The organism is Bradyrhizobium sp. 41S5, assembly GCF_011516665.3.
GTDB lineage: Bacteria > Pseudomonadota > Alphaproteobacteria > Rhizobiales > Xanthobacteraceae > Bradyrhizobium > Bradyrhizobium quebecense.
This window is the reverse complement of the sequence record NZ_CP083722.1, coordinates 124,720-138,509: the sequence shown is the minus strand read 5'-3', so window position 1 is coordinate 138,509 and position 13,790 is coordinate 124,720. Positions and strand designations below refer to the sequence as shown.

11 protein-coding genes and 1 pseudogene are annotated in these 13,790 nt (G+C 59.2%); 4 read left to right on the top strand and 8 right to left on the bottom strand.

Features of this window, described 5'->3' with window-relative positions:
• Nucleotides 1–13 precede the first annotated feature (13 nt).
• Together HAP47_RS41080 and HAP47_RS41075 are read right to left on the bottom strand one after the other, a co-directional pair.
• Complete coding sequence (locus HAP47_RS41080; protein WP_173643870.1) at nt 14–2,116, bottom strand: recombinase family protein; 2,103 nt, start codon at nt 2,114–2,116, stop codon at nt 14–16.
• Nucleotides 2,091–2,243 (bottom strand): hypothetical protein, encoded by a 153-nt coding sequence (locus HAP47_RS41075; protein WP_224497196.1) that lies wholly within the window; start codon nt 2,241–2,243, stop codon nt 2,091–2,093. The genes HAP47_RS41080 and HAP47_RS41075 overlap by 26 nt, the downstream gene beginning before the upstream one ends.
• Before the next feature lie 378 nt (nt 2,244–2,621).
• Here HAP47_RS41075 and HAP47_RS41070 point away from each other — a divergent pair.
• A pseudogene (locus HAP47_RS41070) lies at nt 2,622–2,870 on the top strand (ATP-binding protein); the annotation flags it as partial.
• A 124-nt stretch (nt 2,871–2,994) separates the two neighbouring features.
• On the opposite strand, the gene HAP47_RS41065 reads toward HAP47_RS41070, so the two are convergent.
• The 3 genes from HAP47_RS41065 to HAP47_RS41055 form a co-directional block, all read right to left on the bottom strand.
• Nucleotides 2,995–3,456, bottom strand: a complete 462-nt coding sequence (locus HAP47_RS41065; protein WP_176396319.1) for a hypothetical protein — start codon at nt 3,454–3,456, stop codon at nt 2,995–2,997.
• A 76-nt stretch (nt 3,457–3,532) separates the two neighbouring features.
• Nucleotides 3,533–3,871, bottom strand: coding sequence for a DUF5681 domain-containing protein (locus HAP47_RS41060; RefSeq protein WP_176396320.1), 339 nt, complete (start codon nt 3,869–3,871; stop codon nt 3,533–3,535).
• Between the two features lie 455 nt (nt 3,872–4,326).
• The gene (locus HAP47_RS41055; protein ID WP_176396321.1) at nt 4,327–4,947 is read right to left on the bottom strand and encodes a hypothetical protein; all 621 of its coding nucleotides are present in this window, start codon (nt 4,945–4,947) and stop codon (nt 4,327–4,329) included.
• 205 nt (nt 4,948–5,152) lie between these two features.
• Here HAP47_RS41055 and tnpA point away from each other — a divergent pair, with 205 nt between their 5' ends.
• Genes tnpA through tnpC form a run of 3 tightly spaced genes read left to right on the top strand, consistent with a single transcriptional unit; the run spans nt 5,153 to nt 7,581 of the window.
• Complete coding sequence (gene tnpA, locus HAP47_RS41050; RefSeq protein ID WP_166073826.1) at nt 5,153–5,611, top strand: IS66-like element accessory protein TnpA; 459 nt, start codon at nt 5,153–5,155, stop codon at nt 5,609–5,611.
• Nucleotides 5,604–5,957 carry an IS66 family insertion sequence element accessory protein TnpB gene (tnpB, locus tag HAP47_RS41045; protein ID WP_166073804.1) on the top strand — a complete coding sequence of 118 codons (354 nt, stop codon included), beginning with the start codon at nt 5,604–5,606 and terminating at the stop codon, nt 5,955–5,957. The genes tnpA and tnpB overlap by 8 nt, the downstream gene beginning before the upstream one ends.
• A gap of 52 nt (nt 5,958–6,009) precedes the next feature.
• Nucleotides 6,010–7,581: an IS66 family transposase gene (gene tnpC / locus HAP47_RS41040; RefSeq protein WP_166213725.1), complete on the top strand. Its 1,572-nt coding sequence runs from the start codon at nt 6,010–6,012 to the stop codon at nt 7,579–7,581.
• Nucleotides 7,582–8,587: 1,006 nt separating this feature from the next.
• On the opposite strand, the gene HAP47_RS41035 is transcribed toward tnpC, so the two are convergent.
• The 3 genes from HAP47_RS41035 to HAP47_RS41025 all read right to left on the bottom strand — a co-directional run bounded on the left by HAP47_RS41035 (nt 8,588) and on the right by HAP47_RS41025 (nt 13,767).
• Nucleotides 8,588–9,616 carry an IS110 family transposase gene (locus HAP47_RS41035; RefSeq protein WP_176396322.1) on the bottom strand — a complete coding sequence of 343 codons (1,029 nt, stop codon included), beginning with the start codon at nt 9,614–9,616 and terminating at the stop codon, nt 8,588–8,590.
• Nucleotides 9,617–10,393: 777 nt separating this feature from the next.
• Nucleotides 10,394–10,882, bottom strand: a complete 489-nt coding sequence (locus HAP47_RS41030; RefSeq protein ID WP_208073973.1) for an integrase catalytic domain-containing protein — start codon at nt 10,880–10,882, stop codon at nt 10,394–10,396.
• Between the two features lie 728 nt (nt 10,883–11,610).
• Nucleotides 11,611–13,767, bottom strand: coding sequence for a peptidase domain-containing ABC transporter (locus HAP47_RS41025; RefSeq protein ID WP_176396324.1), 2,157 nt, complete (start codon nt 13,765–13,767; stop codon nt 11,611–11,613).
• Nucleotides 13,768–13,790 lie beyond the last annotated feature (23 nt).

Sequence of the window (13,790 nt, the reverse complement as noted above, 5' to 3'; positions counted from 1 at the left end):
TGAGCCGATGACTTCATGATGCCTCCTTCTTCGAACGCTTGGTGCGTCGTACCCGATTGCGAAGCTGACGGATTTGGTCGTCTGAGAGCTCGATCTGCCATGGCTGGCCTTTGGCTAACTGACGACCTGCCAGCAATTCCCGCGCGAGATAATCGAACACCGTCTGCGGGGTCACTCCAAGCTCAGCCGCTGCGCCCTGAATTGAGAAGCTTCCATCGGGCCAGCGCATCGGATTCTTGTCCACGCCGTTGATTTTGACGGTGGGAATGCCCCAGCGGGTACGCAACAGCCAGACATTCTCGCCTTTGAAGGCGCAACCTCGAGCCGCGACGAAGCCTTCCTGATTGAGTATTGCCGCGATCTCGGCATCCATTTTGTGTTCAGCATTCAACTCGACGATCCGTTGCCGCAACCGATCAATGTCGATGTAATCACGGTATGTCTGAACGCGCCGTTGCACGTGATGCTCGCTGGTTGCACCGGTCTGCCAGACGATCTTGAGCCACACCTGACCTCGGGTCCGCTTCTGATCAAGAACGACTTCGCGGATCACAAATCGCAGAATGCGCTTGCGATCGGCTGCCGACGTGGTGGCCGCGTTCCAAATCCGCGGCAGGTTCTCGCCGAGCGCTTGTAGCCCTGCGCATTCCGCCGGGCCAATCAGAAGCGGCTCTTGCCCGCGCCAACGCGCATGCTCCTGCTCGACCGCCTCTGCGACACGCAGCCTCTCTTCCCAAGCCCGCTCAAGTGAGCGCGCCACAAGACGGTTCTCGGGCTCTACGGCGTCATACTGGCGCCGAGCGCGCTCGGCCTCGTAGCGGGCGCGCTCCACGCGAAGCGCCCACTGGCGCTCGAGCTGACGGCTCTCCTGCTCCAGTTGGCCCGCGGCTGCGAGTGCGATCTCAATCTGATCCGGCACCAGGGCGTCGAGGACTATCCGCTCGACCAGCGCGTCAACCGCCAAGGCCCGGACTTCCTGGCACATTGCACTGCCTTGCTGGTCCCGATCCGAGCGGCAGCAATAGACCGGATAGTCGGCATTCGGGCCCGTGTAGCGCATGCTCATGCGCCGTCCACAACGACCGCAGACCGCAATTCCTTGTAACAGGGCTGCCCCCTTGCGCGGTACGCCAGAGTGACCTGCCTCATAGCGGCAGACGTTATCTGCCAATCGCCCCTGGTTGGCCATGAACTCCTCCCAGCTGATATAGCCTGGGTGAGCGGCGTGGAGGCAAACCGCCCAATCCGCGATCGCTACCTTGACCGTTCCCGTCAGCGATCCCCGCCGGCATCGGCTCGGGTCCTTTTGCCGGCGGCCATAAACATACGCCCCAGCATAGGCCGGATTCTGAAGGATATTAAGGACGCGTGTGCTATCTGGCGCACGCCAGACGATCTCGTGTGGAGCAGGTCCAAGCAGCGGCCGAACCGGCAAGGACAATCCATTCCTGTCCAAGTAGCGCATCACACGGCGCGCACTTTGCAGTTCCCGGAATTTAGCAAATACGAGATGAAGACGGGCGCGCACCTCCTCATCCGGATTGAGAACAATTGTGCCCGCTCGATCGTAGGCGAGCCCGGCCGGCAGCGGCAGCCGCAGTTCGCCCCGCGCCGCCTTCTGCCGTTCCCCTTGGTGAAGGCGCATCCGAAGCTGATGCAGCTCCGCCTCGCTCATGATGCCGGACAGGCCCAACAGCAGGCGGTCGTGATAGGCGCGCGGATCGTAAAGCCGCTCGCCATCCGCAATCAGCACGCCAAATACCGAGCACAGTTCGAGAAGCTGATGCCAGTCCCGGTTATTGCGGGCCAAGCGCGAAGCGTCGAGACTCACCACGAGACCGGCGTTGCCAAGGCCGATCTCGGCAATGAGCTTCTGGAAACCATGACGGTCCACGCCGCCAGCACCGGATTTGCCCAGATCCTCGTCAATCACCTGGACGCGCTCGGGCGGCCAGCCCAGACCGATGGCGCGATCGACAAGGCGGTACTGCAGCTCGGTGCTCTCCTGATGCTGGCGCACCTGGTTCACGGATGACTGCCGCACGTAGACATAGGCCAACTTGGCTCGGTGAGCCGTCGTGAGCCGCTCGTCAGCGACGGTCGAGCTGATCAGCACGACCCAGTCCCCTTCCGGGCGTGCCGGGGATCGCTTGCATTCGCCGCATCAGCGCGGCGATCGTTTGAGCAATCTGGGTTTGCGTCGCGGTCGACAGATTCGGCCAGAGGCGCGGAATGTCGGCCATCGGACGGCCGGATGGATTTGCCAACGTTGGCAGGGGTCGATACGCAACGCGACCTGGGAGCGGTCGGTGGGTCATCGCGAATCACCTTCTCGTCGAGAAGGCTCAGACTCGCGCTCAAATGTTGCATCAATGGGATCAGCGTCCGTACACTGATGCGCGGCAGGTCGGCCGCGTTCGGGCGGAAAGCGATCGACGTCTCGGTAAGATCCGTCGACGCGATCCGAACCCCCCGCCGCCGTCCGTCCGGCAGCGCGACAACAACGTAGGCGGGACCGCGTCCCGACCGCTCCTTCAGCACCTCAAGCCGGTGCCCAAATAGGAAATGATGCGGGTCAGTGATCGTGACGTGAGACACGACCCGTTCAAGAATAGGGGTACTCTGCCGTGTTCGGCGATGCCAAAATGACCACCGCGCTACTCGACCGATTGACCCATCACTGCGACATCGTCGAGACCGGCAACGACAGCTGGCGATTCAAAAGCCGCGACGATGTTCAAACAACCCGCGCTCGCGCCGTCTCCGCAACCCCGACCAGCTCCGACGACCCGAGCGCTACCAGCAGAGCACGCCGATCAAAGGGGTCCCTTTTGGATGCCGATAGGGGGTCCCAGTCGAACGCCGATTGACAGGGATTTAATTGATGTGTCGGAAAATAATCGATGGAAAGTCGTTGTTTTTGAACATGCTCCAGCATGAAAACCTCCTTTGCCTGGATCAAGGAGGTCTAGCGGAGCGATTAGCACCCAACATTCACAACAAATCGGCAGATTTATCTGAAGAGATTCGATTGAGAAACGCGCGCCAGTCTATGCTCAGATTGAGCTGAGCAATAACGATGCGGGCCGCTCGTTCATGCGGGGGTCCCGTCCACCAATGCTTCCCGCGCAACACGCTCCAACCCTGGAGTCCGCAGCGTTTTTCCCGCCGTTGGAGCCATGGCAGCAAATATTCATATTTTGCCACGGCGAGCGTCCATCGGCTTTTCAAGAGCGCGTTCTCCTTCCGTCGCCCGCGAGTGCCCTTGAGCCGGCCCTCAATCCCTATGATGACTACTCCGAGCAGCCAATCCGGAAATTGTTGGCCCGCGTTTGCGAGCAGAATGGCTTTCAGTTGCTCGCGAGTGGGTAGTATTCCCTGCTTAGTACGCTGTTCCCAGGTACTAAACTCGGTCTCAGCGCCGAACAGCCCGTAAAGATCGGGATCAGATTTCATCGCCGCTCTCTGTGATCTTCGCGCCTATTGTCCAGGACTAACCGGTCTTAATAGCGGATCGTCCCAGAGTTCTGGGTCAGTTCTGAACCTGTTTTCGAACAGCTCCCTTTCTATCCAGGCCTCGGGCGGCATATCTTCCGGGGTCTAGACGGGCACGATATTCGTTCAACCATTTTACCGCCTTGAGGTTACCCTCCATCGCAAGGTCGCGCATCGAAATTAGCAGCAGCTCAGCAGTTGTTTTCTCCACCTCGCGACCGTTTAGCTGGACCCGATGAAGCTCCGTGGCAATATCCTGGACGATCGCGTTCTCGCCCCTTGCGCCCTTAGGACGGCCTGAAGCGCGGCGCTGTCCACGTCCAAATTGGCTTTCCTTGGGCGGCCGACACCGCCCCACCTTGTCACTATCGCTCATGGGAGAATTCCTGCTGCTTCATATTCGCATTCCCGGTCTGTCATTGTCGCCGCGTATTGCTTGCGTCCCCAGGCGATGTGTCGTTTTTTCCAATCCTTCGGAGGGATCTGAAATTTCGTGAGAATCAAAAGCGCCATTCGATGGGGCATGCTGTTATCCAGGCCATCGCGACGACCGCATCCGATTTGCCACCAAGCCCGGCGTCCACGCAACCTTCGCGCGGGATTAATCTCCAGGTGACGGAAATCAATCCGGCGAAGCCATCCTTCCTACTAGAGGATCGATTTCATGAAACCTGCATCGTGGAACCTATGGGCTGATGTCGGATTCCTGTTTTGCGGTTGGCGAAACGAGGAGCGGCATCGACGCCAACAGGTTCAACGATCGTGCAATGGGCCGTCCACCGCAAACGCATCGCGCAGACCAAGTTCCTTGCCGACCGAGGTATAAGCAGCTTAACTCTGTCCACTCTTTTGTGAGAAGAGCACTTCGTTCCTCCCTTCTTCGCCTTCTTCAACAGCTGTAGCGGGCACTATCGGAACCAAGGCCGCATCCGAAGCCTCGACCGTAGGCACCAATGGAAGACAGTGACTATTTGAAATGGCCTTCAGGTCGCATCTCGGCAAAGATCCGAGAGCGAGAGCCTCGCGTGTTAGATAAGTCGCCGCCAATTCATTCCAGGATTTCGCAACACGATACCAGTGCTCTTTTCGGGTTGGCAACAGTTGAAGCTTTCTTTGCGCCTTGCGCGCAGCCGCAAGCTTTCCGTCGCGCTTAGCTTGTTCCAGATTCTTACGCTCTAGTTCTTCGGTTTGTTTCCATCCACCCCCTCTGATTCTGCCCTCGGCAAAGTACTCGAAGGCGAGCCGGAAGGTCAGAGCACGACCTGCGGCGGCCCTTGGATCCAACTCTGGTTCGGTCAACCAACGCTGAAGAGTGTCGAGCTCCTCCGGCCCGCCAAGCGTGAGAACGTCACTCTTCCTAAAGATCGAGAATGTCACGTATGCAGCGACCTCAAGTTGAGTGTCTAAGTCCTGTGATTCCAGCCAGCGGCTGATTGCTTCTAAAGGAGACATGGCTTTAGCTCTGCTTCCTCGCAGTCGCGCTCAGAGCCCTCGCGACTGGCAAAAGGTGGGTTTGACCGCGATTTGGCTCAGAGAACGCTGCGCTGGTCAACTACAAGAATCCACAGTTCATGCGTAAGCGCGAATTTCTCCGCACCTTTTGCTTTTGAGAGTCCTGATGCATGAGGTGTCCACCAAAATAGGTGGACACCTTGTGATGAGCGACGATGATCAGAAACTGCGGGTCAGGCTTGTCGGCCGGAACGGTCGCCGGCGCTACGAGGCGGCATCGAAAGAGCGTCTTGTCGCGGCCTGCCTTGAGCCTGGGGTTTCGGTATCGAGGCTTGCACTCGAACATGGGGTCAACGCGAACCTCCTTCGGAAGTGGATCAAGAAGCACAGCGCGACCAGGTCGCTGCCGCCGTCCTCACGCCCGGCGTTCATCCCGGTTCAGCTTGAGGGGAAGTCCGAGCGGGACCTGTCGCGAAAAGACAGCGTGGCGACGGTTGATTTGCCGGCTTACGATGAAGTGCGTGGTTCGGAACCCAAAGGGACTCCAGCTTTTTGTTCTCCGGCCAAAGTGAGCGTGTCGCTGCCGAATGGCGTGAAGCTCGCGCTGGAATGCGGCGATGTGGATGCATTGACGGCGATCATCGGAGCGCTGGGCGATGTTTAGACTGGGCGATGACCTGCAGGTCTATCTGCACCGTGAGCCGATCGACTTCCGGGCTGGCATCAACAGCCTTGCGGTCCTGGTCCAGGAGACGATGGCGCTCGATCCATTCACTCCGGCGGTTTTTGCGTTCTGCAATCGCCGTTGCGACCGGATGAAGCTTCTGTTCTTCGATCGGTCCGGCTTTGTACTGGTCCTGAAGCGGCTGACCGAAGACAGGTTCCGATGGCCGCGCCGCCAGGAGGCGATCGTCACGCTGACGACGGAGCAATTGCACTGGATCCTTGACGGCATCGATATCGATGCGATGGTCCGCCATCCGGTGCGGCAATATCAGGTTGCCGGCTGAGCTCTCGAGTTGAGCGGTTGACGCGTCGGTACGGTTCAGATTCAAGAATTCGATGAATCGAACCGGCGATCCGAGTGTTGAAGTGCTGTTGGCACGCATTGCTGCGCTGCAGGCGGAGAACCATCAACTCGCCGACCGCGTCGCCAAGCTCGAGGAAGAACTGGCGCTGGCACGCCTGCATCGTTTTGCGCCGCGCAGCGAAAAGCATGTTGATCGTCTCTTCAATGAAGCCGAGCAGGCCTCCGATGAGGAGGACGCCGGCAGTGAAACGAACAATATCGCCGAACTTCCGGACACGGGCTTGCCACCCGTCGAAAACACAATGGGAAAGAAGCGCGGCCGCAAGCCGCTGCCGGGGAACCTACCTCGTGAGCGCGTCGAGTATGACCTGTCCGACGATCAGAAGGCGTGTCCTTGCTGCCGTGGCCAGATGCATCGCATGGGCGAGGCTGTCACCGAGCAACTTCATATCGAGGTGAAGGCGAAGGTTTTACAGAATGTGCGCTTCAAATATGCGTGCCGCCATTGCGATCGCACCGGGATCCACGCCCCTGTCGTGACCGCGCCGATGCCGCCGCAACCATTGCCGGGCAGCGTTGCCACGCCCTCGACGCTGGCGTTCGCGCTGGTTCACAAATATGTCGATGGCACGCCGCTCTACCGCCTGGCGCAGGCCTTCGAACGTGCAGGTGTTCCTGTCAGCCGCGGCGCTTTGGGCCACTGGGTGATTGGCTCGAGCGAGAAGCATCTGCATCGCATCTACGACGCCCTGAAGCTGCGGCTCAGATCACAACCTCTCATCCATGGCGACGAGACAACGGTTCAGGTCCTCAAGGAGAAGGACAAACGGGCCACCAGCACATCGTACATGTGGGCTTATCGCAGCGGCAAGGGCAGCCACGAGCCGATCGTTCTTCTGGATTATCAGCCGGGCCGCGGCCAAATCCACCCGCAAGCCTTCCTCGGCGATTACCGTGGCATTGTAATGAGTGACGGCTATACCGCATGGCGCACGCTGGAAGGGGCCACCCACATTGGATGCATGGCCCACTCCCGGCGGCGCTTTGTCGATGCCCTCAAAGCCAGGAAGAAGGGCGGCGGTCCGCCCGAGCAAGCGCTGCGGTTCTTTGAACAGCTCTACCGGGTTGAAAGGCGGGCGTGGGACGGAATACCGGAGAAGGGTGAAACACAGGCCTACTGCATTCGCCGCTTCCGCCAGCAACATAGTGTCCCCATCCTCAATGCTCTCAAAGTATGGCTCGATGACATGGCCCCGAAGGTCTTGCCTGACAGCAAGCTCGGCGACGCCGTATCCTACACCCGAAACCAATGGGAATATCTGACGCGCTACACCGGGGACGGCAGCATGCCGATTGACAACAATCTTCTGGAGCGCGACATCAGGGTTTTTGCAACTGGCAGGAAGAGTTGGTTGTTCAGCGATACCGTGGACGGAGCCAAGGCCAGTGCCGTCGTCTATAGCCTGATGCTGACCTGCCGCGCCTCACGTGTCGAGCCGTTAGCGTGGTTGCGCCACGTCCTCACCGAATTGCCTCAGCGCGCCGGCGACGCCGATATTACAGACCTGCTGCCCTTCAACTTCCACAAAGCCGCCACTGCCTGAACGGCTCGGTATCGCCCGATACCAGGGCAATCCATCAAAACCGCCGGCGTGCGAAGAAAATCGCGCTTACTGATCACCATTCCTATTTGGTGGCGCCTGCTCCGGCGCGATCGATGACCCAGGCCACCATGTTGCCCTTGGCCTCTTGAGCCTGCACGTGCCGGAGGGCCTCGGAGTAGGTTAGTAAGGGCGTTTTGTCGCGTCCGTGACACGGTGATGTTCGGCCGGCGTGCCGCCGCACTCAGTTAAGCCGTTGAATAGATAGCAGAACGCTTTTCTGGGCTGTTCCTATGCAGTTGGCACGATTCTTGATTTTCTTGCCAGCATCGCTCACTCATCCTAAGATTTGGAAAGGACACAGCAATGAAGGCCGATATCTCAGCCTTGGGTCTAACGGAACTAACTCCTGAGGAAGCATCTGCTACTTCGGGAGGCGTGCTTTGGGGGGTTGTGTTTGCAATTGTCGGCGTTGTTGGGATGGCAGCTGCCGCAATAGGTGGATATATAGGGGGCGGTCCACGTTGAGGATAAGCTCGGGACGCTTACAGGCGAAATCGTTGCCAAAACCGCATTGCCTCAAACGGCGTTGATGACGGTAAGCCGGTCCCTCTTATCCACGCGGGAACGACAGAAGGACGTTCGCTTTGTCAATCGGCGTCCTTTAATTGCGGTTTGTTGTCAAGCTTACATTTCTGAACTCGCCCACGGCACGGAGGTAGTGCTCGCGCCGTCGGAGCTGGTCCGGGTTGCGGAGACGGCGCGGGCGCGGCTGATACGTGCTTTGCCGGCCAGGCATTGGATCGCCGGGGCTGGTTGATGTCTTCGCTGGGGTCACGGTCCTTTCCGAGGTCGCGCAGCGCCTCATGATGATGTCCGGGTCGGGCGCCTCAACGTTTGCAGCGGAGTGCGAGCCGCCACCAGCCGATTGACCGAGGTCGCCACAACACCGTCCCAGCGGGACATCGCCATGTCCGGCAGCCCGGACCAGGAACTTTACAAGATCGGATCAGGCTTCCTTCGCCTGGCCCCAGTCGAACGATGTGCCGTCGACCCAGATACAGTGAAGAACGATGGCGATTTTGCGCGCGATGGCGACCTTTGCCTTTCGCACGCCAATCCGATTGGCGAGCTTCATGCCCCAAGCCTTGAGAGAGGACCATTTCTTCGTTCGATAAAGCAGGACGGTCGCCGCCTCGTACAGGTACGCTCGGAGAAGACGGTCGCCCCATCGTGATACCTTGCCGTTGATGTCAGTTTCACCAGACTGGTTTCGTCGGGGCGTAAGACCCAGATAGGCGCCGACGCTTGATGCCGATCGGAAGCGCGATGGGTCGTCGATCGTATGGCGGAAGGCCAAGGCGGTCACCACGCCGACACCAGGAACCGTCATCAGGCGGCGCGTCGTCTCATCCGACTTCGCCAACTGGCGGACCTCGTCGTCGAACTTGCTTTGCTGCTTGCAGATCTGCTCATGGATCGACAGAAGCGGCGCGATCACACCGAGGAGTTGATGATCTTCGCCCAATAGCTCGCAGACCTGATTGCGAAACTTCAGTCCGATCGCGCGTGGGAAGAGCAAGCCGTATTCTTTGATTAGACTGCGGACCTGGTTCTCGATATCTCGACGAATGGCCACGAGCCGAGATCTCGCGATGAGTATCGCGCGGATCTTCTGACTTTCCTCACTCTTGACTTTGACTTCTCGATACCAGCCAACCCGCACCAATTCGGCCAGACCTCGAGCATCATTCCGATCGCTCTTGTTCATGCGTACGGACAAAGCCGCGTGGGCATGCCGCGCGTCGATGCAGACCACCGGAAGATCAACCCTACGAAGTTCATGCCATAGCCAACTCGCCATCGCCCCGGTCTCAAATCCGATGCGCTCCGCCTGTGGCGCCCGCTTGCGAAGCAGTGCCGTGAGCGCCCCCGGGTCGGACTTGGCCTTTCCCTCGAACAAGACCTGACCCACTTCGTCGACCACACATACTGACGTTTCTCTTTGCGAGACATCCAGCCCAACATATTGCTTCATAGCCCCCTCCGATTCGCGAGATTGCGGGAAGGCTTGAAGATAGCGGACCTTTCGAGCCGCGGGCGCCGACCGCAATTACGTCATCGTGTCCAATTTTGGCTCGCGTATTGCCGCATTAGCGAATGTTACCCTCATGGCGCCATCGTACTGGTCGATACGACCTTGAAGGATTGGCCGCGCTAAGTGGCTTTTCCGGCTTGCTCGACGAGAGGGGCTGTGGGCGGGTCGGGGCCCTACATAGCCCGGGCCATGGGGCAGCGGTTGTGGCGTCGTCGAGCGGGCCCTGGGCGACCAACCGTTCGGCAGCCCTTCGTCTGAGCGCCCTCAGCAGACGTTGCACAATCGAATGCTGTCTCTTTCCGAACTCCTCGGGGTGTTTCTCGCTCAGCCGGCCGACAATTGCGAGTGCCGTCAGCTGCGGCTGCTCTGCGAGCCACGCTTCGATCGCGGCAATATGCGGGTCGAGCTTGGACGGCATGCGAACTCTGGTCTTATAGGGTCGACGAGTTCGCCGGTGTGTAGCACGCGGCTCGCCGACCGTCACGCTCTTGCCGAGCCGAGCGTCTTCGCGAACGTCGCTGCGGTCGCTGGCAGGATGCTAGTGTGAGCGGGTTGCGGGCCGCGCGCCTGTCCGGCACGATGATCGACGCGATTGCCTAGTTCCTCTTGGATCGCGCGAATCGCTGCCAACAGCGCGACCGGATCGAGCGAGCGATACTGATCGCGTAGCCGTTTCTTCACGGCCGCGGTCACCTTGGGATGCGCTAAGGCACGCTCTTAGGGCGTCGATGGGAGATGATAGCGCTTGATCACTTTAGCTCCTTCGCGACGCTTCTCCTTCAGCTTGAACGACGGTTGGAAGAAGTTGATGTGGCCCATCATACGCGCCGTCTCGACGCCATCGAAGCGGCCATAGCCCATGAGGCGGCGGACGACGGCACCACTCTTCTGCTCGACAAACGCCTGATCATTCTTCTTGTAGGCGCGCGAGCGAGTTACTTCGAGCTTCTGTTCGCGACACCATGGCACGACGACATCGTTCATGAAGGCGCTGTCGTTGTCGAAGTCCACGCCGCGCAACAGCCAGGGGAATAGGCTCTGTGCGCGGTTGATCGCCTCGACGACGAGCGAACCTTCCCGCGTCAGCAACGGCAGGCACTCCGTCCAGCCGGTGGCGACATCGACCATCGTGAGGGTCTGGATGAACGAGCCAGCCACCGACGTGCCGCCATGGGCGACCATGTCGACCTCGCCGAAGCCGGGCACCGGGCTGTTCCAGTCAGCGAACGTGCGGATCGGGACCTCGCGCCTGATTGCCGAATAGAATCCGGCACGGCGCCGCCTGAACGCCGCTGCCGCGATCTTCACATCGACGAGCAGGCGATCGATGGTGGCGGTCCATCCCCCGACGGAAATCGATCGGCTGCGTCGCGATCCAGATCGACAACCCAAGTCCTGCGTCGCGCCTAGAGCATTTTCGAGCGAAGTGGATACCGGTTCGCGTGAAGAAAACGCGTCAAAACAAGAATCTAGAGCTTCGGTTCTGATTCAATCAGAACCGAAAATGCTCTAGCAATGGCGAGCTCCTGCTCCACGGCATCGCCTGGTGCGCACGATGTGGTCATAAGATGTACGTCCGCTACAAGGGCGGTGGAGTTTCCCTTCGCCGGTTGGCGAATGCTGAGAGGGTGGTGTCGGCAGCAACGGAGCGTTACCGGTCGGCCAAACGAGGGGAGAAGGGACGGATCCTCGACGAGCTGTGCGCGACGACGGGCTGGCATCGCAAGCATGCGGTGCGCGCGCTCCGGCGACGCGAGACGGTAGGATCGGGCAAGCTCGAGACAACAAGAAAGCGAAGACGCAGATATGGCGCGACGATCAAGGACGCGCTGACGGCGCTGTGGGAGGCGTCGGATCGGGTGTGCGGCAAGCGGCTCAAGGTGATGATCCCGACCAGTGTTGCTCAGATGCACACAGCAATAACAGTAGAAATGTTAGCCGGTTCCAAGTTGTGCCCGCCACAAGCGAGCGTAAGCACCTTCAGCTGCCAGCAGATCAGGATGCCTTCCTTCCGCAACAACCCGTCCATTGTCTAGGACCACGATCTTGTCGGCCTCGCAAATGGTGCTCAGTCGATGAGAGATGGCGATGATGATCTTACCGGCCCGACGCAATTCCTCAACCACCCCTACGACAAGCGCCTCGGCGACCGAATCGAGAGAGGAGGTCGCCTCATCGAGGATCAGGATTTCCGGGTCCCGGTACAGGGCGCGAGCCAGGGCTAGACGCTGCTTCTCGCCGCCGGACAGGCGTACGCCGTTCTCGCCCAGATAGGCCTGGAAGCCACCGGGCCAGCGGTCGACCACCGACCGCAGCCCTATTTGATCGCAGATCTTCACGATCTTCTCGATGTCCGGCTCGAACTCACCAAGGGCGATGTTATCGATCACCGAGCCGGAGAACACGTCGACCGACTGCGGTACCGCAGCGACAACTTTACGCAGGGATTCAGTCGAGAGGTCCTGGAGGTCATGCGGGCCGATCCGGATACATCCACGCTCAAGCGGATAGAGATTCTGCACCAGCGCTGCAAGGGAGCTCTTGCCTGAGCCGCTTTTCCCCACCACGGCCGTCATCTCGCCTCGGCGGAAGGTGATGCTGAGATGCTGGAAAAGCTCAGGCTGCGCGCCATGGCGAAACGTGACGTTCTCCAGGCAGATATCGCCAAGTTCGGACTTGGTGGCATCGATGCTGCCACCGCTTGCCGGCTCCAGGTCGAAGATCTCGAACAGGCGATCCGCGGCGATAAACGCATCCTGAGCGATCCGATTGGTTTGGATCAGGCTGGCAACCGGCCGGGTAATATAGCCAAGCAGCGTATAGCAGGACAGTAGTTCGCCGGGCGTGACGCTCTGATCGAGGACAAGCGTCGTACCGAACCACATCAGCACGACGGTGAATAGGTTTGAGAGGAGGGTTGAGGCATTGTCTCCGAAGACCGAGATAAGGCCGGCGCTATAGACGGAGTGTAGCATCTTGATGAAGCGGGTCTCCATCTTAAGATTGGCCAGGCTCTCTATACCGAATGTCTTGATCGTGGAGACCGCTCCTAGTGATTCAACTAATTGCGCTTCCAGATCGGCGGCATTTTCCATAATGGTGCGCTGGCGCTTCCTATTCAGCCAATTGATGGTCCAATAGGCCAATAAGTATAGTGGGATAGAGGTCGCCACGACCAAGGCGATCTTCCACGAGTAGACGAACATCAGCCCGAACGAGAACAGTATCACGAGCACGTTAACCACCATGGTGATCGAGACTTCGTTCAGGAAGCTTCTGATCTTCATTGCGTCGTTCATACGGGAGACGATTTCACCTATACGCATGCTGTCGAAAAACTTCTGAGGCAGGCTCAGGACGTGATTGTAATAGCCGAGGATCAAGCAGACATCGATCTTCTGTCCCGTTTGCAGGAGGAGCCGATTTCTGAGGAGATTGATCAGAGTCTGCGGCAGCAGGATCAGCAGCATGGCGACACTCATCAGGTTGAGTAGGTTGTGGTTGCCCGCTGCGATCACATGATCGACGATCTTCTGGACGTAGATAGCCGTTGAGAGGCCAAGGATCGTCGTCACCAGTGACCCGATGAGAGCCTGCGCCATCAGCTCCCTATGTGGCGCAAGCAGACGGGCGAAGCGGACGAAGGATGAGGTTGTTTCGTCGCGGCGCTGGAATATGTCTGCCGGAACCAAAAGCACTAAGACGCCAGTCCATTGCATCTTAAATTCCTGGTGCGACAACTTGCGGATTTCGCCATAGGCCGGGTCCATGACGATGATCGACCGGCGGTCGATCGCCTGTATGACGACGAAGTGGTGTAGGACCTCCTTAACGACTAAATGCGCGATGGCGGGCTTGGGAATCTTGTAAAGGCTGTCGAACCCACCCTTCACCCCTTTGGCGATGAAGCCTAGCTGTTGAGCCGCCTGCATGAGGCCCGACACCGTGGTGCCGGAGCGGCCGGTCGACGCATACTGGCGGATGCGTGACAATGGCAGCTTGTAGCCATAGAAAGCTGCGACGGAAGCAAGACTGGCGGCTCCGCAATCCGTGGCGTCGCGCTGTTTGTACTTGATGACGTTACTCGACATTGACGCTCACTGTTTCTGAAGAG

What these genes read in the sequence shown, in the direction of transcription:
- HAP47_RS41075 (WP_224497196.1), bottom strand. Translation starts at nt 2,243, where the DNA reads ATGGCCGACATTCCGCGCCTCTGGCCGAATCTGTCGACCGCGACGCAA.
- HAP47_RS41065 (WP_176396319.1), bottom strand. Translation starts at nt 3,456, where the DNA reads ATGAAATCTGATCCCGATCTTTACGGGCTGTTCGGCGCTGAGACCGAG.
- HAP47_RS41060 (WP_176396320.1), bottom strand. Translation starts at nt 3,871, where the DNA reads ATGAGCGATAGTGACAAGGTGGGGCGGTGTCGGCCGCCCAAGGAAAGC.
- HAP47_RS41055 (WP_176396321.1), bottom strand. Translation starts at nt 4,947, where the DNA reads ATGTCTCCTTTAGAAGCAATCAGCCGCTGGCTGGAATCACAGGACTTA.
- tnpA (WP_166073826.1), top strand. Translation starts at nt 5,153, where the DNA reads ATGAGCGACGATGATCAGAAACTGCGGGTCAGGCTTGTCGGCCGGAAC.
- tnpB (WP_166073804.1), top strand. Translation starts at nt 5,604, where the DNA reads ATGTTTAGACTGGGCGATGACCTGCAGGTCTATCTGCACCGTGAGCCG.
- tnpC (WP_166213725.1), top strand. Translation starts at nt 6,010, where the DNA reads ATGAATCGAACCGGCGATCCGAGTGTTGAAGTGCTGTTGGCACGCATT.
- HAP47_RS41035 (WP_176396322.1), bottom strand. Translation starts at nt 9,616, where the DNA reads ATGAAGCAATATGTTGGGCTGGATGTCTCGCAAAGAGAAACGTCAGTA.
- HAP47_RS41025 (WP_176396324.1), bottom strand. Translation starts at nt 13,767, where the DNA reads ATGTCGAGTAACGTCATCAAGTACAAACAGCGCGACGCCACGGATTGC.